Here is a 23,563-nt window from a genome sequence, read left to right as displayed (position 1 = left end):
GTGGTGACGGGAGGGCCGACGCCACGCACGGCTCGGCCGGGGGCGTCGATGTCACGGTCATTGTGACAGTACTGCTGTCATCGTCAATGGCGGACGGCCTGTGGGCCAGGTCACGTGGGGGCGGGGCACGTCGGTGCCGGCGTCTAGGTTCGGGGGCGTGACCCTCCCCCGCAGCACGCCCCGCGACCAGGGCGTCGACGCCGCCGGCCTGCTGGCCTTCCTCGACGCGGCCGAGCGCGAGGAGCTCGGCCTGCACGGCCTGGTCGTGGCCCGGCACGGTCACGTGGTCGCGGAGGCCCACTGGGCGCCGTACGCCGCCGACCGGGTCCACCTCGCCTACTCGCTGTCCAAGACGCTGACCGCGACGGCGGTCGGGGTGCTCGTGGGCGACCGCGTGCTCGGCCTCGACGACCTCGTGCTGGAGCGGCTGCCCCGGCAGCCGGCCGGATCGGTGGCACCCGGGTGGGAGCGGGTCCGGGTGCGGCACTGCCTGTCGATGACGGTGGGCCACGACGTCGACGCGTGGGACCGGGTCGGGAGCCGTGGCGCCGCCTCCCCGGTCGGCGAGGACTGGCTGCCCCGCGTGCTCGCGGTCGCACTCGACCACGAGCCGGGCACGACGTTCACCTACGACCAGGTGGCGACCTACCTGCTGGCCCGGGTGGTGCACCACGTCACCGGTCGGGGCCTGTCCGAGCTGCTGGCCGACCGGGTGCTGGGGCCGCTCGGGCTGCCCACCCCGCCGTGGCACCGCGACCCGCTCGGCCACGAGATCGGGTTCAGCGGCGCCCACCTGACGACCGGCACCATCGCCTCCCTCGCCCAGCTCCTGCTCGACGGCGGCGTGCGCGACGGCGTGCGGCTGCTCGACGCGGCGTACGTCGAGGAGGCGCTGCGCCCGGTCGGTCCCCGCAACCGCGAGGAGTCGGCCGGCCCCGACTGGCGGCGGGGCTACGGCTTCTCCTTCTGGGCGCAGCGGCACGGCTGCCGCGGCGACGGCGCCTTCGGCCAGTTCCTCGTGGTGCTGCCCGAGCAGGACGCCGTGGTCGCGATCACCTCCGAGAACGACGTCATGCAGGCCACCCTCGATGCCCTGTGGGCCCACGTCGTGCCCGCGCTCGGCGGCCCCGGCGCCTCCTCGGACGGGTCGTCGGACCGCGCGCTCGCGGCCCGGCTGGCGGCCGTGGAGGTGCCGCCCCTGCGCGCCGGTGCGGGCGCCACGCTGCCGGAGGGTGACGTGGTGGTGCAGCGGCGCGGCGGCGACGTCGCGCCGGCGTACGACGAGGTCCGGGTCGACGCCGACGGCACCCGGCTCGCGCTGCGCCGCGACGGCGAGTGGCACGAGGTGGCCGTCAGCGACGGCACCTGGGCCTCCTCGACCTGGACCGGCGACCGCGCCCGCCTGCCCCTGGTCGCCAGCGGCGGCTGGGTCGACGAGCACGTCCACCGCACCCGGGTGCTCGTCGTCGAGACCCCGCACTCCTTCAGCGTCGAGGTCGACCGGCGCACCGGCTCGGCCGACCTCGCCTGGCGTCGGCTGCCGCTCTCGGGCGCCGACCCCTGGGCGCTGGCCGTCCGCCCCGCCTGACCCGCGGCTCCCGACCTCCAGCGGATCGGCCCGCGACCTCAGCCGAAGATGTCGGTGAGCGCCTGGCGCATGACCGCGCGGTCGGGGTCGACCCCGGTCCACAGCCGGATCGCCACGGCGCCCTGCTCGACGAGCATCCCGAGGCCGTCGAGGGTGCGGCAGCCCCGCTGCTCGGCCTCGCGCAGCAGCCGCGTGCGGGGCGGGTTGGGCACCACGTCGGCCACCACGACCGACGCGTCGAGCGAGTCCAGGTCGAGGTCGACGACGTCCTCGGTGCCGGGGAACAGGCCGACCGAGGTCGCCTGCACCACGATGTCGGTGCCGGCGGGCACGGCCACCCGGCCCTCCCAGGGCAGCGACACGCCCTCGGCCGGGGTCGACCCGTCGACCAGCGCCGCCACCTCGCGGCCGCGCTCGCCCGAGCGGTTGAGCACCGTGACCCGGGCCGCTCCCGCGAGCGCGGTCTCGACGGCCACGGCCCGGCCGGCACCGCCCGCGCCGACGACCAGGACCGAGGCACCCGCCGGGTCGACGACGGTGCGCAGCGACTCGACGAAGCCCTTGCCGTCGGTGTTCTCCCCGACGAGCCGGTCGCCGTCGCGCACGACGCAGTTGACCGCGCCGATCAGCCGCGCGGCGTCCGTGAGCTCGTCGAGCAGCCCGATCACGGCCTGCTTGTGCGGCAGCGAGCAGTTGAAGCCGACCCAGCCCATGGCCACCGCGCCGCGCACCGCGTCGGCCAGCGAGCCGGGAGCGACGTCGCAGTTGAGGTAGCGCGCGTCGAGCCCGTGGTGGGCGTACGCCGCCTCCACCATCGCCACCGTCGGGTTCTCGGCCGCCGGCGTCGCGAACGACCCGGTCAGCAGGGACAGGAAGCCGCGCTCGTCGGCGGGCGGTGCGGGGGTGCGGGGCGGTTCGACGCTCACTGTCGGTCCTCCGTGGTCTACTCGGCCTCCCACCCTCTCAGCCCCTCCCCCCGACCACCAGGAGCGCCCGTGGCCGAGCCGCACGCCCAGCCGCACGCCCAGCCGCAGGCCGAGCTGCACGCCGAGGTGGTCGTCGTCGGCAGCGGCATGGGCGGCGCCACCACCGCCTGGGCGCTGGCGCAGCGCGGGGTGGACGTGCTGGTCCTCGAGCGGGGCGAGCGACTGCCCCGCGAGCCGCAGAACTGGTCGCCCGAGGCGGTCTTCCTCGAGCGCCGCTACAAGCCGACCGAGACCTGGCTCGACCGCGACGGGCGGGCCTTCGTGCCCGGCGTGCACCACGTCGTGGGCGGCAACACCAAGGTCTACGGCGCCAGCCTGCCGCGCTTCCGGGAGTCCGACTTCGGCGAGGTGGAGCACCTCGGCGGCCGCTCGCCGGCCTGGCCGTTCTCCTACGACGACCTCGAGCCCTACTACGGGCAGGCCGAGCAGCTCTACCGCGTGCACGGCCTGGCCGACGGTGACCCGACCGCCCCCCGGCGCAGCACCGACTTCCCGTTCCCGGCCGTGCCCCACGAGCCCTACGTCGCGGACCTCGCCGACCGGCTGCGGGAGGCCGGCGTCCACCCCTCCAGCACGGCGATGGGCATCGACCTGCGCGAGGGCGGCGCCTGCGTGCGCTGCGCGACCTGCGACGGGTTCCCGTGCCGGGTCGACGCCAAGAGCGACGCCGAGACCTGCGCGCTCGACCCCGCCCTCGCCACCGGACACGTCCGGCTGGCGACGGGCACGCTCGTGCGCCGCGTGGTCACCGACGCCGCGGGCGGCCGCGTCACCCACCTGCTGGCCGACGGCCCCGAGGGCCCGGTGACGGTGCGGGGCGAGCGGTTCGTGCTGTCGGGCGGTGCGGTGGCCTCGGCGGCGCTGCTGCTGGCCTCGGCCGACGGTCCGCACCCCCACGGGCTGGCCAACTCCAGCGACCAGGTCGGGCGCCGCTTCATGATGCACAACAACGCCCACATCGCCGCCGTCGACCTCGACCGCCGCAACGACGTGGTGTTCCAGAAGACGCTGGGCGTCAACGACTGGTACGACGACGGCGGTGCGGGCCACCCCCTCGGCAGCCTGCAGCTGCTCGGCAAGGTGCAGGGCTCGATGATGAAGAGCCACGCCACCCGGGTCCCCCGCCGCGTGCTCGACGCGGTCGCCGCCCGCTCGGTGGAGTGGCTGGTCATGGGCGAGGACCTGCCCGACGCGGACAACCGGATCACCCTGGAGGCCGACGGCACCCTGCGCTGCACCCGCCGGGCCCGCAACACCGAGCAGCACGCCCTGCTGCACCGACGCGCGAAGAAGCTGATGCGCCGGGCGGGCTACGACGTGGTGGCCACCCAGCACTTCGACATCAGCATGAACAGCCACATGTGCGGCACGGTCGTGGCCGGCCACGACCCCGCCACCAGCGTCCTCGACCCGTGGTGCCGCAGCCACGACCTCGCCAACCTGTGGGTCGTCGACGGCGGCTTCTTCCCGTCCTCGGCCGCGATGAACCCCGCCCTCACCATCGCCGCGCAGGCGCTCCGCGTCGTCGCCGAGTCCACGCTCGCCGGCTGACCTGCCGCCGGGCGGTCAGGCCGGGAGGTCCGGCAGCCGGGTCGTCGTGTCGGTGCGGGCGGCGCGCAGCTGCAGCCGGGTCCAGAACAGCGCGCCGGACGCGTCGGCCCCCCGCAGGTCGGCCCCGCGCAGGTCGGCGCCCAGCAGGTCGGTCCCGGTGAGGTCGACGCCGCGCAGGTCGGCCCCCAGCAGCACCGCGCCCCGCAGGGTCGCGGCGACCAGGTCGTGCCCGCGCAGGTCCTGGCCGGCGAGGTCGTGGCCGCGCAGGTCGACCCCGGCCGGCTCCCGGACCGCGTCGCTGACCTCGCCCAGCAGCGGGTCGGCGCGCAGCTGCAGGCGCACCACCTCGACGTCGCGCGGCGACGCGGCGGCCCGCTCGACCTGCTCGAGCAGCCCCTCCGCCTCGTCGACCAGGGCCGGGTCGGGGCAGCGCTCGACGGCCTCGAGGAGGTACCACTGCAGCTCGTGGAGCCGCTCGACCACCTCGAAGTCGGCGAACATCGCCGGTCGCACGTCCGGGTCGCGCCAGTCGTGGCCGGCGTACGACGGGGCCTGCGCCACCCGCTGGCCGGCGCCGAAGCAGTCGTAGACCGTGCATCCGGCGAACCCGCGCTCGGGCAGCTCGGTGTGGATGGTGCAGCCGAAGTGCTCGGCCGGGTGGAGGCCGAGGTGCGGGCACGGCACGCCCGCCGGCTTGTCGAGCGCGAAGTCGGCGGACGGGGCGAAGGCCGGGACCACGCAGCACAGGCCGACGCAGCGGGAGCAGTCGGCGACCAGGTCCGCGCGGGACGGGCTCACGTCTGGACCGCCACCCCGTCCTCGAGGAGCCCGTCGACGCCCGCGATCCCCCAGGCGGCCAGCGCGGCGCGGGTGTGGGCACCGGCCGTGGGTGCGGGCGGGAGCGACAGGCTGGCCGGCGTACGGCTGAAGCGGGGGGCCGGAGCCGGCTGCCGCACGCCCTCGTGGTCGACGAACACCTCGCGCGCCGCCACGTGCGGGTGGTCGGGCGCCTCGCTCAGCGGCAGCACGGGCGCCACGCAGGCGTCGGTGCCGTCGAAGACCTGGGTCCACTCCGCCTGGGTGCGGGTCGCGAAGACCGCCGCGATCCGGGCGCGCAGCTCCTCGGAGCGGGCCAGGTCGTAGCGGTCGGGCGCGTCCTGGAGACCCAGCAGCTCGACGAGGACGGCGTAGAACTGCGGCTCCAGGGGGCCGACCGACATGTGGCGGCCGTCGGAGGTCTCGTAGAGGTCGTAGAACGGCATCCCGCCGTCGAGCAGGTTGGCGCCGCGCTCCTCGCGCAGCTGGCCGCCGGCGGCGAACGCCGAGGTCATGGCGTTGAGGTGTGCGGTGCCGTCGACGATCGCCGCGTCGACGACCTGGCCCCGGCCGCTGAGCCGCGACTCGAGGAGGGCGGCGAGCAGGCCGATGACGAGGTACGTCGAGCCGCCCCCGAAGTCGCCGACCAGGTTGGCCGGGAAGTGCGGCCGGGCCTTGTCCTGGCCCATCCCGAACAGCGCCCCGGTGAGCGCGACGTAGTTCATGTCGTGCCCGGCCGAGCGCGCCAGCGGGCCGGTCTGGCCCCAGCCGGTCATCCGGCCGTAGACCAGCCGCGGGTTGCGCGCGAGGCACTCCTCGGGCCCGAGGCCGAGCCGCTCGGTGGTGCCCGGCCGCAGGCCCTCGACCAGCAGGTCGGCGTCGGCGACGAGGTCCAGCACGGTGGCCACGGCCCGCGGCTGCTTGAGGTCGAGCGCGACGCTGGGCCGGCCCCGGTTGAGCAGGTCGGTGGGACCGCCGGTGAGCGGCTGGCCGCCCGGTCGCTCCACCCGGATCACGTCGGCCCCCAGGTCGGCCAGGATCATGCACGCGTGCGGCCCCGGCCCGATCCCCGCGAGCTCGACCACCTTGACCCCGCGCAACGGCCCCGTGCCCTGCCCCAGCTCGATCCTCGGCTGCTCCTGCGTCATGGCCGCGATCATGACAGAACCACTGTCACGGTGGGGAGGGGCGGAGCGCTCGGCGGCGGCGAGGTCATGCAACGCTCCGTTACATGCGGCGTACACCCGTCCTGGCGGGCACTCACTGACATGAACGGAGCGTTGCATGCGCCGACCAGCCCCCGGCCTAGGTCGGGAGGACGCGGCGGAGGAACTCGCGGGTGCGGGGCTCGCGGGGGGCGGAGAGGACCTGGTCGGGCGGGCCCTGCTCGAGGATCCGGCCGCGGTCGAGGAAGCAGACCCGGGTGGCGACCTCGCGGGCGAAGGCCATCTCGTGGGTGGCGAGCACCATGGTCATGCCCGCCTCGGCCTCGGCACGCACGACGGCCAGCACCTCGCCGACCAGCTCCGGGTCGAGGGCCGCGGTGATCTCGTCGAGGAGCAGCACGCGCGGCTCGGTGCACAGGGCCCGGACGAGGGCGACCCGCTGCTGCTGGCCGCCGGAGAGCTGGTCGGGGTGGGCCTGGGCCTTGTCGCCGAGGCCGAAGCGCTCGAGCAGCCGCACCGCCCTGGCCTGCGCCTCGTCGCTCCCGACCCCGTGGACGCGGGTGGGGGCCAGGGTGCAGTTGGCCAGCACGCTCAGGTGGGGGAACAGGTTGTAGGCCTGGAAGACCATCCCGATCTCTCGGCGCACCTCGCGGGGGTCGACACGCGGGTCGGAGACCTCGCGACCGTCGAGCTCGATGACGCCGTCGTCGATCTCCTCGAGCAGGTCGAGGCAGCGCAGCAGGGTCGACTTGCCCGATCCCGAGGCGCCGATCAGGCAGACCACGTCGTGGGCGTGGACGTCGAGGTCGATGCCGTCGAGGACCACGCGGTCGGCGTACGTCTTGCGCAGGCCGCGGGCGGAGAGCACCGGCACCCGGCCGTCGGTGGGCGCGCTCACCGGCCCCGCTCCCGTCGTGCGGCGCGCCGGCCGAGCCAGTCGGTGAACCGCGCCAGCGGAATCGTCAGCGCCACGAAGAACGCCGCCGCGACGAGCAGCGGCGTGTAGTTGAAGTTGTAGTTGCCGTAGTCCTGCGCCGCGAACAGCGCCTCCGTCACGCCCACCGCCGAGACCAGGGCGGTGTCCTTCTGGAGCGAGACGAAGTCGTTCATCAGGGGCGGTACGACGCGCCGCAGCGCCTGCGGGAGCACCACGAACCGCATCGTCTGGCCGCGCGAGAGCGCCAGCGCCTGGGCGGAGGCCAGCTGGGAGGGGTGGATCGACTCGATGCCCGAGCGGACCACCTCGGCGACGTAGGCGCCGTACGACAGCACCAGCGCGACCAGCGTGAGCCAGAACAGGCTGGTGGTGATGCCGGTCAGCCGCAGCGCCGGCACGCCGAGGGCGAGCAGCACGACCACGAGCAGGGTCGGCACCCCCCGCAGCAGGTCGGTGTAGAGCACCGCGAGGCCGCGCAGCGGGGTCAGCCAGGGCGATGTGGTCGAGCGCACCACGGCGACGCTGGTGCCGAGCAGCAGGATCAGGGGCTCGGCGACCATGAACATCGCCACGTTGACCAGGAAGCCGCGCGCGATCGCCGGCAGCGACTCGCGGGCGTGGTAGCCGGAGAAGAAGGTCTCCTGCACCCGCGGCCAGCCGGCCGAGCCCGTGATCGCCCAGCCCGCGACCAGCACGACCGCGACGGTGACGGCCGTGGCGACCAGGCCGCGGCGCTGCCGGTCGCGCCGGCGGACCCGACGCCGCTCGAGCTCGCGGTCGCTGGGCGTCCAGGGCTCGACCGCGGCGGAGCCGGCCGTCCGGCTCACTTCAGGACGGGCACGTCGACCGAGGTCGAGAGCCACTTCTGCTCCAGCCCGGCCAGGGTGCCGTCGTCCTCCAGCGCGGTGAGGGCCTCGTCGACGCAGGGCGTTAGCTCCGAGCCCTTCTCCAGGAGCAGGCCGAACTCCTCGGTCTCGCCGCTCACGGGCTGGAACTGGCCGATGATCTCGGAGCCCTCGATCTCGGCCGCCGTCACGTAGAACGCGGTCGGCAGGTCGGTCACGATGGCGTCGACCTGCCCGTTGAGCAGCGCCTGCTTGGCGGTGTTGGTGTTGTTGAACACCAGCGGCGCCTGGTCGGGCTCGATGACGTCGCGGATCGCGGTCAGGCTGGTGGTGCCGGTCTGGGCGCCGAGCTTCAGCCCCTTGAGGTCGGCCATCGAGCCGGGCGTCAGCTTGCTGTCGTCGAGCGCCACGACGGCCTGCGCGGCGGAGTAGTAGCCCGTCGAGAAGTCCACGACCCGCTGCCGCTCGGGCGTGATCGAGACCTGGTTGATGTCGAAGTCCCACTTCTTGGCGCCGGGCGCGTAGGAGGAGTTGAACGGCTGCTTGACCCAGGTGACCTGGTCGCGGTCGAAGCCGAGCTGCTGCGCGACGGCGTACGCCACGGCCGACTCGAAGCCCTTGCCGTTGGTCGGGTCGTTGTCGGCGAACCACGGGTCGTACGCCGGGGTGTCGGTCGCGATGGTCAGCTGCCCGGCCTGCTTGAGCGCCAGGTCGCCGGTGGCGCAGCTGCCGGCCGAGGCGCTCGACGAGCTGCCCGAGGAGGCGCTCGAGGAGCCGCTGTCGTCCTGCGGGGCGCAGGCCAGGGCGGTCAGCAGGAGCGGGGAGAGCAGCAGCGCGGCACGGGTCTTTCGCATGTCGAGATCGTAGGTCCGCACCCCGGGACGACCGCACCGCCACGGCGCCGTGAGACGACCGGTCCAGGCCGGGGCCGGGCGCCTCGTGTGATCCAGCCCACTCGTGCAACGCGTTGCACAACGGCCGGTCGACCCGGATGATCCTGGGCATGTCCCTCGAGCACGCCCTGCTGGTCTCGCTGCGCGAGCGGCCGGGCAGCGGCATCGAGCTGGCCCGGCGCTTCGACCGCTCGATCGGGTTCTTCTGGCAGGCCACCCACCAGCAGATCTACCGCGTGCTGCGCCGCATGGAGGTCGACGGCTGGGTCCGCGGCGAGGTCGGCGACTCCCGGAGCACCGAGCGCCGCTGGAGCGTCACCGCCACCGGCCGCGAGGAGCTCGCCCGCTGGATCGCCACCCCGACCGACGCGGTCTCGCTCCGCTCGGAGGTCGCGGTGAAGATGCGCGGGGCGTCGTACGCCGACCGCGCGGCGCTGCTCGACCACCTCCGTGGCCTGCGGCTGGAGCACCAGGCCCGGCTGGCCCACTACGAGCAGCTCGAGCGCGAGCAGTTCCCCGATCCGCCCGGCCCCGGGCGCGAGCGGGGTCCTGCGCAGGGGGCCGACCACGAGCACGCCCTCGACGTCTGGCTGGTGCTGCGCGGCGGCATCCGGCAGGAGCGGTTCTGGGTGGAGTGGCTCGGCGAGTACCTCCAGGCGTGGGAGCCCGACCCGACCGACGCCGGCACCACCCGCAGCGACCGACACCAGAGAGCAGGGACGCCATGACCGACTCCCCCTTCCCCCACCTGCTGGCCCCGGTGCAGGTCGGCGACCTGACGCTGCGCAACCGGGTGGTGATGGGCTCGATGCACACCGGGCTCGAGGACCACACCTGGGACCTGCCCAAGCTGGCGGCGTACTTCCGCGAGCGGGCCGCGGGCGGTGTCGGCCTGATCGTGACCGGTGGGTTCGCGGTCTCCAAGCGGGGCTGGCTCAAGCCGCTGGCCGGGGAGATGACGTCCCGGCTCGACGCCGCGCGGCACCGCCAGGTGACCGACGCGGTGCACGAGGAGCAGGGCGCGATCGCGCTGCAGCTGCTGCACGCGGGGCGCTACGGCTACACGCCGTTCAGCCAGTCGGCGAGCGCGATCAAGTCGCCGATCACGCCGTTCCGGCCCAGCGCGATGACCACCCGCCAGGTCGACCGGGCGGCGACGTCGTTCGCGGACGCCGCGGCGCTGGCGCAGAAGGCGGGCTACGACGCCGTCGAGGTGATGGGCTCCGAGGGCTACCTCATCAACCAGTTCCTCGCCGCGCGCACCAACCAGCGCGAGGACCAGTGGGGCGGGTCGGCCACCCGTCGGATGCGCTTCGCCGTCGAGGTCGTGCGCCGCACCCGCGAGCGGGTCGGCGAGGGCTTCCCGATCGTCTACCGGCTCTCGCTGCTCGACCTCGTCGAGGACGGCCAGACCTGGGAGGAGACCGTCGAGCTGGCGCTGCTGCTCGAGCACGCCGGCGCCAGCGTCATCAACACCGGGATCGGCTGGCACGAGGCCCGGGTGCCGACGATCATCACCCAGGTCCCCCGCGGCGCCTGGGCCTGGACGACCCGGCGGCTGCGCGAGGAGATGACCATCCCGGTCTGCGCGTCCAACCGGATCAACACCCCCGAGCTCGCCGAGCAGCTGGTCGCCGACGGCACCGCCGACCTGGTCTCGATGGCACGCCCGCTGCTCGCCGACCCCGACTTCGTCGCCAAGGCCGCCGCCGGCCGAGCCGACGAGATCAACACCTGCATCGCCTGCAACCAGGCCTGCCTGGACCACGCCTTCGCGAACCAGAGGGCGAGCTGCCTGGTCAACCCGCGGGCCTGCCGCGAGACCGAGCTGGTGCTGCTGCCGCTGCCGTCGGCCGCACCCCGCCGACCCACCGCCGCGGTCGTCGGCGCCGGTCCGGCGGGGCTGAGCGCGGCCGCGTCGTACGCCGAGCGCGGGTTCGCCGTGACGCTCTTCGAGCAGGCGCCCGAGATCGGCGGCCAGTTCCGGCTGGCGATGGCGGTCCCCGGCAAGGAGGAGTTCGCCGAGACGCTGCGCTACTTCACCCGCCGACTCGACGTGCTCGGCGTCGAGGTGCGCCTGGGCGTCCGGGCCACCCCCGCCGACCTGGAGGCGTACGACGAGGTGGTCGTCGCGACCGGCGTCGAGCCCCGCATCCCGACCATCCCGGGCATCGAGCGCGCGCTGTCGTACGCCGACGTGCTCTCCGGCGCGAAGGTCCCCGGCGAGCGGGTGGCCGTCATCGGCGCCGGCGGGATCGGCGTCGACGTCTCGGTCTGGCTGACCCACGTCGAGGAGGACCTCGAGGACTGGCTCGCGCACTGGGGCGTCGGCGACCCCGACCTGCACCGCGGCGGGCTCACCGAGAAGAAGCCCCGCGAGGCCGCCCGTCAGGTCTACCTCGTGCAGCGCAAGAGCACCCCGATCGGGATCCACCTCGGCAAGACGTCGGGCTGGGCCCACCGCGCCGTGCTCAAGCAGTCGGGCGTCGAGCAGGTCAGCGGCGCGACGTACGACCGGATCGACGAGCGGGGCCTGCACGTCACGGTCGACGGCACCCCCCGGCTCCTCGAGGTCGACGACGTCGTCGTGTGCGCCGGCCAGGAGTCGGTGCGCGGCCTCTACGACGAGCTCGTCGCCGCCGGCGTCACCGCCCACCTCATCGGCGGTGCCGACCTCGCCGCCGAGCTCGACGCCAAGCGCGCCATCGCCCAGGGGGTGGAGCTCGCGGCGTCGCGGTGAGCGGAGGGGCAGTTTCCCCGGTCGACCGGGGAAACTGCCCGCCGAACCGGACGAAGCGGTCACCGCCGGGCAGTTTCCCCCGTCCGCCCCACCCGTTTCGTCCGCACCGCACGGTCCGCGGGCGGCCTACTGGTCCTCGACGAAGCCTTCCTTCTTGAGCCACTCGTAGGCGACGTCGGCGGGCTCGCGGCCGTCGACGTCGATGGCGGCGTTGAGCTGCAGCAGGACGTCGTCGGTCAGCTTGGCCGCGACGGGCGCGATCAGGTCGGCGATCTGGGGGTACTTCTTCGCGGTCGCCTCGTTGAGCACGAGCGAGACGTTGTACTTCGGGAAGAAGTTGCGGTCGTCCTCGAGGACCTTGAGCTTGAGGGCCACGATGCGGCCGTCGGTGGTGAAGACCTCGCCGAAGTTGCAGGCGCCCTTGGCGGTGGCGTCGTAGATCGCGCCGGTCTGGAAGGTCTTGAGGTTGTCGGTCGGCACGCCGTCGGCCGTGCCGAGCGGGATGTCGTACTTCTGCATCATCCCCTTGAGGCCGTCGGGGCGGTTGAGCAGCTCGGACTCCACGCAGAAGGTGCGCTCCTCGACGGGGATGTCCTTGATCTGCGAGAGCTTGGTGATCTTGAGCTTCGCGGCCGTCTTCTCGGTGATGGCGAAGCCGTAGGTGTTGTTCATGGGCGCCGGGGGCAGCCAGACCAGGTCGTTCTGCTTCAGGTCGGCGTCGCGGACGGCGACGTACTGCTTCTCCTCGTTCGGGATCGCCTTGGTCTCGCCGAGGTAGACGATCCAGCCGGTGCCGGTGTACTCCCACTGCGCCTGGATCTGGTCGTCGAGCTGGGCCTGGCGGGCGGCGGCGGACCCGGGGATGTTGGTCAGGTCGGTGACGGTGGCGCCGCTGGACTGCATCAGGATGATCGCCATCTTGCCGAGCAGCACGCTCTCGGAGAAGTTCTTCGAGCCGACCGCGATGGTGGCGCCGTCGAGGGGCTTCACCTCGGCCAGCTCGCCGGTGAGCCGGCCGGTGGGCACGAAACCGCCGGCGGTGGGCAGGCTGCAGCCCGCGAGCAGCGCCGAGGCGGACAGCAGCAGCCCGGCGAACAGGGTGGGACGGGTGGGACGGCGCACGGCGATCACACTCCCTTGGGTCGTACGACGAGCTCGAGCACGCGCCCGAGCCACTCGATGAGCAGGGCGAGCAGCGCCACGAGCACGGCCCCCCAGACGATGACGGGGTAGCGCAGCAGCGAGATGCCGGTCTGCAGCGTGCCCCCGAGACCACCGCCGTTGATGAAGGTCGCAAGCGTCGCGGTGCCGACGAGCAGCACCAGCGCGGTCCGGACGCCGGCCATGATGACCGGCAGGGCGAGGGGCAGCTCGACGCGCAGCAGCACGGCGACCGCCGACATGCCGACGCCGCGGCCCGCCTCGACGAGCGTCCTGTCGACGCCCTCGAGCCCGACGATCGTGTTGCGCAGCACGGGCAGGATCGCGTAGAGCGTCAGCGCGATCACGGCCGTGCGGAAGCCGAAGCCCAGCCACATCGCGAACAGCACGATCAGGCCCACCGACGGCGCCGCCTGGCCACCGTTGGCGATGCCGACCACGACCGGGGCGACGGCCTTGGCGCGGCCGCGGGTCAGCAGCACGCCGAGCGGGACGGCGATCACGACGGTGGCGATCGCGGAGACGAAGGTGAGCTTGAGGTGGCCGCCGATCTGGTCCCAGACGGTCGGCCACGCCAGGGCCCCCTCGACCACGGAGTCCTTGGTGGCGGTGGCGTTCCAGATCGCGAACGCCGCGAAGCCGATCGCCACGATGACCGGGATCGCGAAGATGACGATCGCGGTCTCGGCGTTCATGCGGTCCCGCAGCCGCGGGCGCCGGGGCCGGGTCGCCTCCCCGCTCGCGGTGTCGGCGGCCGGCGCCGGCGTGCTCACCGGGCCCTCCCGGCGTCGTGCGAGTCGTCGGTCACCGTCTCGGGGTGCTCGTCCTCGGGCGCGGAGCGCGCCGGGACGTCGCTGCCCGAGGCCTGCTCGAGCGCCTCCTGCTGCTGGCGCATGTGGTCGGTGACGGCCGTGAAGTCGACGACCCCGAGGTAGCGGTCGCGGTCACCGGTGACGACGGCACCGCCGTGGCTGTTGGTCAGCATGGTGTCGAGGGCGTCGTTGAGGGTGGCGCGGTGGTCGAGGTTGATGAGGTCCTCGGTGCCGGCGTGGATGGTCTCGCCCTTGAGCTGGCGCAGCCAGGGCCACGCGGTCGGGCGCCCCTGGCCGTCGAGCACGACCACGGCCCGGTCGCCGGCGGCCTCGGCGCGACGGCGCACCTCCTCGGTGGGCTCGCCGATGGTCGCGGTCGTGGGCGTCTTGAGGTCCAGGTCGGAGATCCGCGAGAGGGTCAGCTGCTTGAGCGAGGACCCGGCCCCGACGAAGTCGGCCACGAAGTCGTTGGCCGGGCTGGCCAGCACGGCCTCGGGGGTGTCGTACTGCCCGACCTGCGCGCCCTCCTGGAGGATCAGGATCCGGTCGCCCAGCTTGATGGCCTCGTCGATGTCGTGGGTGACGCACACGATGGTCTTGCGCAGCTCGCGCTGGATCGAGAGGAGCTCGTCCTGCAGCCGCTGCCGGGTGATCGGGTCGACGGCGCCGAACGGCTCGTCCATGAGGATGACCGGCGGGTCGGCGGCCAGGCCACGGGCGACGCCGACGCGCTGCTGCTGGCCGCCCGAGAGCTCGCGCGGGTAGCGGTCGCGGTAGCGCTGGGGGTCCAGGCTGACCAGCTCGAGCAGCTCGTCGACCCGGCTGTCGATGCGGCTCTGGTCCCAGCCGAGCATCTTGGGCACGATCGCGATGTTCTTGGCCACGGTCATGTGGGGGAACAGCGAGCCGCCCTGGATGACGTAGCCGATGGTGCGCCGCAGCTGGTCGGCGCTCTGCGCGCTGATGTCCTGGTCGCCGATGTGGATGGTGCCCGAGGTCGGCTCGATGAGCCGGTTGATCATCTTGAGCGAGGTCGTCTTGCCGCAGCCCGAGGGGCCGACGAACATCACGATCTCGCCGGCGGGGATGACCAGGCTGAGGCCGTCGACGGCGGCGGCCTCCTGGCCGGGGTACTTCTTGGTGACGTTCTCGAGCCGGATCTCGGCCCCGCTGATGGAGCCGCTCGTGGCGGAGGCGCCGGAGCCCGTGGAGGAGGTGGTGGCGGTCATGCCCGGATTCCCTTCGAGATGGTGGCTCGGCCCAGGGCGAGCAGGAGGAGGTCGAAGACCAGGGCGATGACGACCACCCCGAGCGTCGCGGTGAGGGCGTAGTTGGTGCCGTTCTTGCCGCCGGCCTGCGCGAGGCCGGTGAAGATCCAGCTGCCGAAGCCCGGCCCCAGGACGTACGCCGCGATGGCGGCCACGCCCATCGACATCTGGGTCGAGACGCGGACGCCGGCGAGGATGACCGGCCACGCGAGCGGCAGCCGGACCTTGAGCAGCGAGGCCCGCTCGCTCATCCCCATGCCGCGGGAGGACTCCACGAGCGTCGGGTCGACGCCCTGCAGCCCCACGACGGCGTTGCGCATCACCGGGAACACCGCGTAGAAGCCGACGCACAGCAGCGCGGTCCAGAAGCCCAGGCCGAGGAAGGGCAGCAGCAGACCGACCAGCGCGAAGGCCGGGATCGTCAGGCCGATCGAGCTGATCGCGTTGGCGACCGGCTCCAGCCTCGGCACGCGCGTCACCACGACGGCGACGGCCACCCCGATGACGCTCGCGATCAGCACGGCCAGGAGCACCAGCAGGGCGTGTCCCCAGGCCAGCGTCCAGAACTGGTCAGCACGGTCGACGAGGAACTCCCACACGGCCTGCCCCCTTCGGTCAGTCGCCGGTGGGCGCGGACCGCACCCGTCGACACAGCGTGTCCGGGAGAGTACCCACGATGTGTAGTCCGGTACAGGCATTCACTGGCGGGTCGCCGCCTGCGTGTCGTCGCAGGTCGGAGGCCTGCGGGGTGCTCCCGGGGCGTTCTCGACGGGCCCTCGGGGCGGCCCGGGAGCCGGCCGGCTCAGGCGTGCGCCTCGCCCGGCTCGTGCGCCCGGTGGCTCACGGGCTCGACCTGGAAGGTGGCGTGGTCGATGCCGAAGTGGGTCGCCACGCACGCCCCGAGCTCGTCGAGGACCGCCCCGACGCCCCGCTCGGCGAGCGCCTCGTCGGTCACCGTGACGTGGGCCGAGAGCGCCGGCATGCCGCTGGTGATGAGCCAGGCGTGCAGGTCGTGGACGTCGACCACGCCGTCGCTGTGCATCAGGTGGTGGCGCACGACCTCGACGTCGACGCCCGGGGGCGCCGACTCCAGCAGCACCCGCACGCAGTCGCCCAGCAGCGACCACGCCCGGGGCAGGATCAGCACCGCGATCACCAGCGAGGCCAGCGAGTCGGCCCGGTCGAAGCCGGTGGTCAGCACCACCACGCCGGCGACGATGGCGGCCACCGACCCGACGGCGTCGCCCAGCACCTCGAGGAAGGCGCCGCGCATGTTGAGCGACTCGCCCCGCCGCGCGGCCAGCAGCGCCAGGGAGACCAGGTTGGCCGCCAGCCCGCCCACCGCGAAGACCAGCATCAGGCCGGCCTCGACCGGCACGGGGTCCAGCAGCCGCCGCACCCCCGCCACCGCGAGGTAGCCGCACACCCCGAGCAGCACCACCGCGTTGACCAGGGCGGCGAAGATCTCGGCGCGGTGGTAGCCGAAGGTGCGCCGCGGGCTGGCCGGGAGCGTCGCGACGTACGACGCCGAGAGCGCCAGCACGATCGCCGCGGTGTCGGTGAACATGTGGCCCGCGTCGGCCAGCAGCGCCAGCGACCCGGAGAGCAGCGCCCCGACCAGCTCGACCACGGCGACCGTGAGCGTCACGCCCAGGACCAGCCACAGCCGGCGCCGGTCGTCGGACCGACCCTCGGCGTGGCCGTGCGTGTGGCCGTGCCCGTGACCTGCGCCCATGCCCGCCAGCGTACGGAGGGGGCGCCGCCCGCCCACCTGCGACCATGGCCGGGTGATCGAGGTCCGGGAGGCAGCGCAGCGGTCCTGCACCCGCGAGGAGGGCCGCACGACCTGGCACTCCTTCTCGTTCGGGGCCCACTACGACCCCCGCAACGTCGGCTTCGCCCGGCTCGCGGCGCACAACGACGAGCGGCTGCCGCCGGGCACGGGGTACGCCGACCACCCCCACGCGGACGTCGAGGTCGTCAGCTGGGTGGTCTCCGGGAGCCTGCGCCACGCCTCGACGGTCGGCTCGGGCGTGCTGGGCCCCGGGTCGGTGCAGCGGCTCTCGGCCGGCTCGGGCGTGGTCCACTCCGAGGTCGACGACCAGACGGCCGGCGGCACCCGGTTCGTGCAGGCCTGGGTGCGGCCCGACGAGAGCGACCTGGACCCGTCGTGGGTCCACGAGCCGGTGGACCTGGGCGAGGGCTGGACCTGCGTGGCCGACGGCCGTGGCGCCGGGCTGGTGCCGATCGCCGCGCGCGGGGCGTCGCTGCACGTCGCCGACCTGGCCGACGGCCAGCGCCTGGAGCTGCCCGACCTGCCCCGGCTGCACGCCTTCGTGGTCGCCGGGCTGCGCGCGGAGCAGGAGGGCCGCGACGAGCCCGACCGGTCGGCCGGGGTGATGCTCGGCGAGCGGCGGTTGGTCGACGGTGACGTCGCGCGGCTGCTCGACGAGGGCGGCCGCTCGGTGACCGGCGTCGGCTCGGCCCAGCTGGTGGTCTGGGGCTTCGACGCGCCCTGACCGGCCGACGCCCGACCCGGGCTCACCGCTCGGCGGGCTCCCCGAGGTGCTCGCGGACGGCGTGGGCCGCGCGCAGGCCCGAGGAGGTGGCGCCGGCGATGCCGGGCAGCTCCCGGTGGTCGCCGGCGACGAAGAGGCCGTCGCCGAGGTCGACGTCGCGCCCGCTGAGCAGCGGCGGCCGGGCCGTGGGCCACGCCGCCGAGCTGGCGTGGCGGGCCACCAGCCGCCACGCGGTGGTGTCGGTGTGGAAGACCTGGCCGAGGTGGCGGCGCACGTCGGCCTCCGACTCGGTGCCGGCGTCGGTCCCGGGCAGCGGCAACGAGCACGCGGCGACCAGCACCGACCCCGGCGGGGCGTAGCGCGGCGCCACGTTGGACACGACCAGCGCGTGGGACAGCGGCCCGCCGGCCGGGCCGAGCGGGTTGACGAAGACGGTCTTGAGCGTGGTGGGGGCCACCGGGGCGGCGAACCACCAGGTCGCCTGGCCGCGCATGGCGGGGCTGCCGATGCCGAGCAGCCGGGAGGCCCCCACGGGGTCGGTGGCCACCACGACGGCGCGCGCGGCGATGTCCTCGCCGTCGGTCATCACCCCGACCCCCTGGCCCCGGTCGCGGCGCACGCCGAGCACGTCGACGCCGTGCTCGACCCGGCGCTCGAGGCCGTTGGCCAGCTGGTTGGGCAGCACCTGCATCCCCAGGGCCGGCAGCGACGGCCGGCCCTCCTGGCGCAGGGAGTGGAGCACGAGCATGGCGTACTGGTAGGAGGTGCGCAGGTCCTCGTCGCCGAACAGCAGCCGGAACGCCGGGCGCAGCACCTCCTCGGCCACCCGGCCCGAGATGCCGTTGCGCTCCAGGCTCTCGCCCAGGGTCATGTCGGCCACGGTGCGGATGCGCTCGGGAGAGCGCCGCATCGGGTCGCTCCAGCGGACCAGCCGCGCGACGTCCTGCGGCTGGCCGAGCCCCGAGCGGATCACCGAGATCAGGGCGGGCTGGGAGCCCGACAGCACGCGGTAGCCCTCGGGGTGCGCCAGCACCATGCCCCGGTCGATGGGGCGCGGGTTGAGCGCGGCCACGTCGAGGACCTGCCGCAGCACCGGGTGGCCGGCGTCGAACCACGAGAAGCCGCGGTCGCAGCGGTAGCCGTCCACCAGGTCGGTGCCGACCCGGCCGCCGACCCGGGCCGAGCGCTCCAGGACGCGCACGTCCAGGCCCGACTCCTCCAACGCCCGTGCGCAGGTGAGCCCGGCGATGCCGGCGCCGATCACGGCCACGTCCGTGGCGTCCATGGCTGCTGAGTATCACCCCCGCCCCCCGCGGGCGACATCGTCGCCGAGCCCGGCCGGCGTTGGTCTGGACCAGGGGCCCGCCCAGGGAGACGGTCCGGCTCCCCGTGTCCGACCCACGGCCGACGGGGTAGGCACCTCGACCGCCGCCCGCCCCGGTCGCGACCTCCTCAGGCTGCGGTGGCCGGCCCGCCGAACTCCACGAGCTGGCGCAGCGCCAGCCGCGCCTCGGGCACCGGCAGCAGGGGGTAGACGTGCAGCAGGCCGCGCGCGACGGCGTACGTCAGGTCCCAGCCGGCCGCCTCCCCGCGGTCGAACAGCGCGTCGCAACCCGGCTGGAGCAGGTCGCGGGTGCCGCAGCACATCCAGGTCGGCGGCAGCCCGGCCAGGTCGCCCAGGCCCGGGCTGACCCGCGGGTCGGACAGCGGCACCGACCCCGCCCACATCCGGGCGTAGACCTCCAGGTGCGGCAGCGAGAGCCAGGGGTCGCGCGCCGCGGCGGCGGTGGTGCCCGGCGCGGAGGTGGTGAGGTCGACCCAGGGCGCCAGCAGCACCATCCGCCGCGGCCCGGGCAGCCCGCGGTCGCGCAGCGCCTGCGCCACCGCCAGCGCGTAGCCGCCGCCCGCCGAGTCGCCCGAGAGCACCAGCCCGCCCGGCGAGGACGCCGCGGTCTCGGCCACGAGGTCGACCACGGCGTCGAAGGAGTCCTCGACCGTGTGCTCCGGGGCCAGGGGGTACGCCGGGAGCACGACGTCGGCGCCCAGGGCGTCGCCGAGCCGGGTGGCGAACAGCCAGTGCCGCGGGTCAGCCGCGCTGGTGTAGGCCCCGCCGTGCAGGTGCAGCAGCGTCCGGCGGGGCCCGCTCGCCGCACCGCCACGGGGGCCGAGCCCGAAGACCGGGAAGCCGCGGTCGTTGGCGATGTGGCCGGTGCGACCGCGACGCAGCCGGGCAGGGGGCCCCTCCTGCGCGCGCCGCTGGGCGTCGACGAGGTCGCGGTGCAGCGCCTCGCGGTCCTCCAGCGGCCGGGGCGGGCGCAGCCGTGGCAGCACCCGGGCGACGACGGCGTGCTGCAGGCTCGGCATCGCCGCAGCCTACGAGGCGGCGGGCTGCTGGCCCTCCGGCGCCGCGCCCCGACCGACCGGGCAGCCGGGCCGCGGCGCCCCGGTCGGGCCCCGGAAGGTGCCGAGCGCGGAGATGGCGTAGCCACCGGGGTAGGAGCGGAACCAGCCCAGGTCGCTGGCCCAGCGCGGCTCGGTGCGGGCCGGCAGCAGCGCCAGCACGCGGGCGCGCAGCCGCAGGCCGCCGCGCACCAGGCGGCGTTCGAGCCGGGTCGGGTGCGGGTAGCCGAAGGCGTCGAGGAGCGGCTCGTCCATCAGGGCGTACGCCGCCCGGCGCACCACCCGGCGCGGCAGCAGGTGGTGGGGCGGGAAGGTGGTCATCAGGTCGAGCGTCGCGTCGGCGACCCGCCGGCCGCCGGGATCGGGCGCGAAGTGCTCCTGCTCGTAGGCGTCGAGCAGCCGCTCGAAGCCCGCGAAGTCCTCGGGCAGGTCCGGGATGGCCATGTGCCGGCCGAGCTCGCGGTAGTAGTGCACCGAGGCGATCACCTCGTGCGGCGTCAGCGGGCGGAAGCCGTGGTCGTCGATCCAGCGCTTCGGCACCACCACGAAGGTCGCCAGGACGTAGCGCATGTCGGCGTCGGAGATGTCGTGCATCGCGTGCATCTGGTTGATCCGACGCACGGCGTCGCGGCCGCGGGAGCTCTCCAGGCCGTGGCGCTGGATCTCCTCGAGCAGCAGGCCGGTGTCGTCGTACCGCTTCTGGACGCGGCCGGTGAACTCCCCCGTCCGGTCGAGCAGGCCACCGATCGAGGGCACGGCGTAGGTCCGGAACAGCGCGAACGACAGCGCCTGGACGGTGTCCCAGGGGTAGTCGTGGGCGGCGACGCCCAGCAGGACCTCGCGGTGGTCGCGCACGGGGTCGAGCTCCATGCTGCGCTCGGCGTGGACCATCCGGGACCGGGACCGGGGGAACGGCAGCGTGCGGCTCATGGCGCCTCCAGGGGTGCGTCGACGTTGACAGTGTCACTGTCACAGTCAGCACCCTAGGGGGTCGGGGCCCCCGCGAGGAAGGCTCGCAGCACCGGGCCGGCGGTCTGGGAGCCCGAGGCGCCCTCCTCGACGAAGACGGCGACGGCCAGGTCGCCGCGGCCCGCCACCATCCACGCGTGGGTCTGCAGCGGCTCGGCGTCGCCGAACTCGGCGGTGCCGGTCTTGGCGATGACCGGCTGCCCGGGCAGGTCGGCCAGCAGCCGCCCGCTGCCGCGCTCGACCACGGCGCCGAGCATCGTGCGCAGCTGCGCGGCCTCGCGGTCGGTCAGCGGCGCGGCGGGCGGGGTCGCGGTGCTCTCCAGCCCCGGCAGCAGCCGTGGCACCACGACCTGGCCACGCACCACCGAGGCCACCACCGTCGCCATCGCCAGCGGCGAGGCCAGCACCGTGCCCTGGCCGATCAGGGCCGCGGCCTCCTGGGTGGCGGTGCCGGAGCGGTCGACCCGGCCGAGGTACGCCGGGAACCCCAGGTCGCGGTCCACCCCCAGGCCCAGCGCGGCCGCGGCCGAGGCCAGGTCGCCGTCACCCAGCTCGTCGCCCGCGCCGATGAAGGCGGTGTTGCACGAGCTGGCCACCGCGTCCTCGAGGGTGATCTGACCCGTGGCGTCGGCCGGGTAGTCGTCGTAGTTCTCGAAGACCTTGCCGTCGACGGTGAGCGTGGGCGGGCACGACACTGCGGACGCGGGCGTCAGGCCGGCGCGCAGCAGCGCCAGCGAGGTCACGACCTTGAACGTCGACCCGGGGGCGTAGCGGCCCTCCGTGGCCGTCCCGAGCCCACCGCCGCCCGGCCCGCTCGCCACCGCGAGCAGGTCGCCCGTCGAGGGCCGGACCGCGACCAGCGCGCTGGCGGGACCCACGTCGGCGAGCACCCGCTGGGCCTGCTCCTGGAGCCCCTGGTCGAGGGTGGTGCGCAGGGGTCGACCCGGCACCGGGTCGACGGAGAGGAGCGTCCGGCCCTCGGAGGCGACCACCGCGTCGGCCGGGGCGGCGCTCACCTCGACGCCACGGGTGCCGCGCAGCTCGGCGTCGTAGCGCCGCTGCAGCCCCGAGAGCCCCACCTCGTCGCCCGGGACGACCTCGCCGTCGCTGGCGTCGACGACCTCCGCGGTCGCCGGACCCACCGTGCCGAGCAGCGGGGCGGCGAAGTCGCGGGTGGGGGCGAGCGGGAGCTCGTCGTCGACCAGCAGCGCTCCGTCGACCGCCTCGAGCGCGCTGCGCTGCCGGTCGTCGAGGTCGGCGGCGCGCAGCACGATCGCCTCGACGAAGGCGCGGGGGCCCGCGGCGGCGACCTGCTCGACGTACGGCCCGGGGGCGACGTCGACGACCTCCGCGACCGCGCGGGCCGCCCCGGCGGCGGCCTCGTCGTCGAGGCCGTCCTTGCCGACGCCCACCCGGACCACCGGCCGGGGCCGCACCAGCACCTGGCCGCCGGCCCCGCTGATGACGCCGCGCCGGGCGGTCACGGGCCGCGCGTCGAGGACCTCGCCGCGCTCCAGCGAGGGCTCCACCAGCGCCGGGGTCCAGCCCACCTGCCAGGTGTCGTCCGCGGTGCGGCGCAGCCGGGCGGTGGTGTCGTAGCTCCAGACCTCGTCCCCCACCGACCACCGCCAGCCCAGCCGCGCGGTGGCCCGGTCGTCCTCGGTCTCGACCTCGTCGACGGCGACCTGCGGGCGACCCAGGAGGTCGAGGTCGGCGACGACCGCGGCGAGCTGCTCCTGCGCCGCGGCGCGGTCGCCCGCGACGGCGACGTCCTCCAGGCTGCCGCGCGCCAGCCCCCGGGCGAGCACGTCGGCGGCGTCCTGCGCCCCCGAGCCGGACCAGGGCGGGGTGCAGGCCGACAGCGCGCCCACGGCCAGGGTGCCGGCGAGCAGGCCGGCGAGGGCGCCGCGCGGCACGCGTCGCGACGACGGGATGGGGGTCACCACCCGATCCGACCACAGGGCTCCCCGGTGGGTGGTCTGTGCCGCGCCGGACAGCCGACGGCGGAGTTGGGCTGCCGGCGCGACACAGGTACGGGGGGCTGGTCGCCGGTGGTGCCCACCCGGCCGACCGGCCATGGAGGTCGTACCCCGGCGCCCCGGGACGACACCAGCGTCTCGGCGTCCGGACGGGGGGCGCGGCGCGGGTCAGGCCGAGCGGGGACCGTGGGTCTCGATGACCTGGGCGGCCACCTGGGCCAGCTTGAGGTTCATCTCCTGCGAGACCTGCGACAGCATCCCGAAGGCCTGCTCGTCGTCGATGCCGTGCATCGCCATCAGCAGGCCCACGGCCTTGCCGATCTCGCGGTTGCTCTCCAGCCCCCGTCGCAGGGTCGCGGCCTCCTCGCCGCGGTGCAGCGCAGCCAGGCCCACCGAGGCGAAGGCGACGAGCAGCGTGGCCTGGTCGAGCGAGGCGGTGGTGAGCGCGCCCGGGGTGTCGCTGAGGACGTTGAGGGAGCCGAGCTTGGTGCCGTCCTGGCGCAGCCGGAACCCCGCCAGCCCGTGCACCCCGAGCTCAGCGGTCAGCCGACGGCCCAGCTCGGGCCACTCGCACCCGTCGCGCAGGTCGGCGCAGATGTGCTGGTGGGGCGCGTCCTCGTCGAGCACGTCCAGGCACGGTCCCCGGCCGACCTCGCGCTCCACCTCGTCGCTGGCCCGCGCCACGTCGTCCGACGCCGCGACGGTGACGACCTGCCCGTGCCGGCGCACCATCAGCGACGCGTGGTCGCACCCGTCGACCAGCCGCACGGCTGCCTGGCACACCGCGAGGTGCACGGCCTCGAACGACTGCCCGCGGTAGACGACCTCCGCCATGGCGCGGAACGTCGTCACCAGCTCGGGGTGCGGGGTGCTGGACATGGGGCGGGACCTCGTCGTTCTCGGCAGCCCGGGCCTCGGTCGTCCGGACCCGGC

Annotated in this window: 21 protein-coding genes; 5 read left to right on the top strand and 16 right to left on the bottom strand. The window is 74.7% G+C overall.

From position 1 onward, the window contains the following. The first annotated feature begins 157 nt into the window (after window positions 1-157). On the top strand, window positions 158-1,588 hold the full coding sequence (locus BLU55_RS14965) for a serine hydrolase domain-containing protein (RefSeq protein ID WP_157682896.1): 1,431 nt from the start codon (window positions 158-160) through the stop codon (window positions 1,586-1,588). 38 nt (window positions 1,589-1,626) lie between these two features. On the opposite strand, the gene aroE is transcribed toward BLU55_RS14965, so the two are convergent. Continuing rightward, window positions 1,627-2,514 (bottom strand): shikimate dehydrogenase, encoded by an 888-nt coding sequence (gene aroE / locus BLU55_RS14960; protein ID WP_197681006.1) that lies wholly within the window; start codon window positions 2,512-2,514, stop codon window positions 1,627-1,629. Between the two features lie 69 nt (window positions 2,515-2,583). On the opposite strand from aroE, the gene BLU55_RS14955 reads away from it, so the two are divergent. Continuing rightward, on the top strand, window positions 2,584-4,125 hold the full coding sequence (locus BLU55_RS14955) for an FAD-dependent oxidoreductase (protein ID WP_197681005.1): 1,542 nt from the start codon (window positions 2,584-2,586) through the stop codon (window positions 4,123-4,125). A gap of 15 nt (window positions 4,126-4,140) precedes the next feature. Here BLU55_RS14955 and BLU55_RS14950 read toward each other — a convergent pair whose 3' ends face one another. The 5 genes from BLU55_RS14950 to BLU55_RS14930 form a co-directional block, all read right to left on the bottom strand. Further along, the gene (locus tag BLU55_RS14950) at window positions 4,141-4,923 is read right to left on the bottom strand and encodes a pentapeptide repeat-containing protein (RefSeq protein ID WP_091731260.1); all 783 of its coding nucleotides are present in this window, start codon (window positions 4,921-4,923) and stop codon (window positions 4,141-4,143) included. Further along, on the bottom strand, window positions 4,920-6,089 hold the full coding sequence (locus BLU55_RS14945) for a CaiB/BaiF CoA transferase family protein (RefSeq protein WP_091734003.1): 1,170 nt from the start codon (window positions 6,087-6,089) through the stop codon (window positions 4,920-4,922). Before BLU55_RS14945 ends, BLU55_RS14950 begins: the two co-directional genes overlap by 4 nt. Before the next feature lie 157 nt (window positions 6,090-6,246). Next, window positions 6,247-7,005, bottom strand: a complete 759-nt coding sequence (locus tag BLU55_RS14940; protein ID WP_231916897.1) for an amino acid ABC transporter ATP-binding protein — start codon at window positions 7,003-7,005, stop codon at window positions 6,247-6,249. Further along, window positions 7,002-7,871, bottom strand: coding sequence for an amino acid ABC transporter permease (locus BLU55_RS14935; protein WP_091731257.1), 870 nt, complete (start codon window positions 7,869-7,871; stop codon window positions 7,002-7,004). The genes BLU55_RS14940 and BLU55_RS14935 overlap by 4 nt, the downstream gene beginning before the upstream one ends. Continuing rightward, window positions 7,868-8,743, bottom strand: a complete 876-nt coding sequence (locus tag BLU55_RS14930) for an ABC transporter substrate-binding protein (protein WP_091731255.1) — start codon at window positions 8,741-8,743, stop codon at window positions 7,868-7,870. Before BLU55_RS14930 ends, BLU55_RS14935 begins: the two co-directional genes overlap by 4 nt. A 149-nt stretch (window positions 8,744-8,892) precedes the next feature. On the opposite strand from BLU55_RS14930, the gene BLU55_RS14925 reads away from it, so the two are divergent. Together BLU55_RS14925 and BLU55_RS14920 are read left to right on the top strand one after the other, a co-directional pair. After that, complete coding sequence (locus tag BLU55_RS14925; protein WP_091733999.1) at window positions 8,893-9,510, top strand: PadR family transcriptional regulator; 618 nt, start codon at window positions 8,893-8,895, stop codon at window positions 9,508-9,510. Continuing rightward, window positions 9,507-11,522 carry an NADPH-dependent 2,4-dienoyl-CoA reductase gene (locus BLU55_RS14920; RefSeq protein ID WP_091731252.1) on the top strand — a complete coding sequence of 672 codons (2,016 nt, stop codon included), beginning with the start codon at window positions 9,507-9,509 and terminating at the stop codon, window positions 11,520-11,522. Before BLU55_RS14925 ends, BLU55_RS14920 begins: the two co-directional genes overlap by 4 nt. Window positions 11,523-11,648: 126 nt before the next feature. Here the strand turns inward: BLU55_RS14920 and BLU55_RS14915 are convergent, their stop codons facing one another. The 5 genes from BLU55_RS14915 to BLU55_RS14895 all read right to left on the bottom strand — a co-directional run bounded on the left by BLU55_RS14915 (window position 11,649) and on the right by BLU55_RS14895 (window position 16,498). Further along, entirely contained in the window at window positions 11,649-12,644 is a 996-nt protein-coding gene (locus tag BLU55_RS14915; RefSeq protein WP_172833922.1) for a glycine betaine ABC transporter substrate-binding protein, read from the bottom strand. A gap of 5 nt (window positions 12,645-12,649) precedes the next feature. Beyond that, window positions 12,650-13,456 carry an ABC transporter permease gene (locus BLU55_RS14910; RefSeq protein WP_231916896.1) on the bottom strand — a complete coding sequence of 269 codons (807 nt, stop codon included), beginning with the start codon at window positions 13,454-13,456 and terminating at the stop codon, window positions 12,650-12,652. Continuing rightward, on the bottom strand, window positions 13,453-14,724 hold the full coding sequence (locus BLU55_RS14905; protein ID WP_091731249.1) for an ABC transporter ATP-binding protein: 1,272 nt from the start codon (window positions 14,722-14,724) through the stop codon (window positions 13,453-13,455). The genes BLU55_RS14910 and BLU55_RS14905 overlap by 4 nt, the downstream gene beginning before the upstream one ends. Next, a complete protein-coding gene (locus tag BLU55_RS14900) occupies window positions 14,721-15,362 on the bottom strand; it encodes an ABC transporter permease (RefSeq protein ID WP_091731246.1) in 642 nt (213 codons plus the stop codon). The genes BLU55_RS14905 and BLU55_RS14900 overlap by 4 nt, the downstream gene beginning before the upstream one ends. 203 nt (window positions 15,363-15,565) lie before the next feature. After that, entirely contained in the window at window positions 15,566-16,498 is a 933-nt protein-coding gene (locus BLU55_RS14895) for a cation diffusion facilitator family transporter (RefSeq protein ID WP_091733993.1), read from the bottom strand. A gap of 52 nt (window positions 16,499-16,550) precedes the next feature. Here BLU55_RS14895 and BLU55_RS14890 point away from each other — a divergent pair, with 52 nt between their 5' ends. Continuing rightward, the gene (locus BLU55_RS14890) at window positions 16,551-17,282 is read left to right on the top strand and encodes a pirin family protein (protein ID WP_157682895.1); all 732 of its coding nucleotides are present in this window, start codon (window positions 16,551-16,553) and stop codon (window positions 17,280-17,282) included. Window positions 17,283-17,304: 22 nt separating this feature from the next. On the opposite strand, the gene BLU55_RS14885 is transcribed toward BLU55_RS14890, so the two are convergent. From BLU55_RS14885 to BLU55_RS14865, 5 genes are all read right to left on the bottom strand, one after another. Then, window positions 17,305-18,567: an NAD(P)/FAD-dependent oxidoreductase gene (locus tag BLU55_RS14885; protein WP_091731240.1), complete on the bottom strand. Its 1,263-nt coding sequence runs from the start codon at window positions 18,565-18,567 to the stop codon at window positions 17,305-17,307. Window positions 18,568-18,734: 167 nt separating this feature from the next. Then, window positions 18,735-19,646 carry an alpha/beta hydrolase fold domain-containing protein gene (locus BLU55_RS14880; protein WP_091731236.1) on the bottom strand — a complete coding sequence of 304 codons (912 nt, stop codon included), beginning with the start codon at window positions 19,644-19,646 and terminating at the stop codon, window positions 18,735-18,737. Between the two features lie 9 nt (window positions 19,647-19,655). After that, on the bottom strand, window positions 19,656-20,612 hold the full coding sequence (locus tag BLU55_RS14875; RefSeq protein ID WP_197681004.1) for an oxygenase MpaB family protein: 957 nt from the start codon (window positions 20,610-20,612) through the stop codon (window positions 19,656-19,658). 53 nt (window positions 20,613-20,665) lie between these two features. Continuing rightward, on the bottom strand, window positions 20,666-22,594 hold the full coding sequence (locus BLU55_RS14870) for a penicillin-binding transpeptidase domain-containing protein (protein ID WP_231916895.1): 1,929 nt from the start codon (window positions 22,592-22,594) through the stop codon (window positions 20,666-20,668). A gap of 204 nt (window positions 22,595-22,798) precedes the next feature. Continuing rightward, on the bottom strand, window positions 22,799-23,509 hold the full coding sequence (locus BLU55_RS14865) for a GAF and ANTAR domain-containing protein (protein WP_091731232.1): 711 nt from the start codon (window positions 23,507-23,509) through the stop codon (window positions 22,799-22,801). Window positions 23,510-23,563 lie beyond the last annotated feature (54 nt).

The organism is Nocardioides scoriae (genome assembly GCF_900104965.1).
In the GTDB taxonomy this organism is placed as follows: domain Bacteria; phylum Actinomycetota; class Actinomycetes; order Propionibacteriales; family Nocardioidaceae; genus Marmoricola; species Marmoricola scoriae.
Note: the sequence above shows the minus strand (reverse complement) of the source record. Positions and strands in the feature narration are given on the sequence as shown.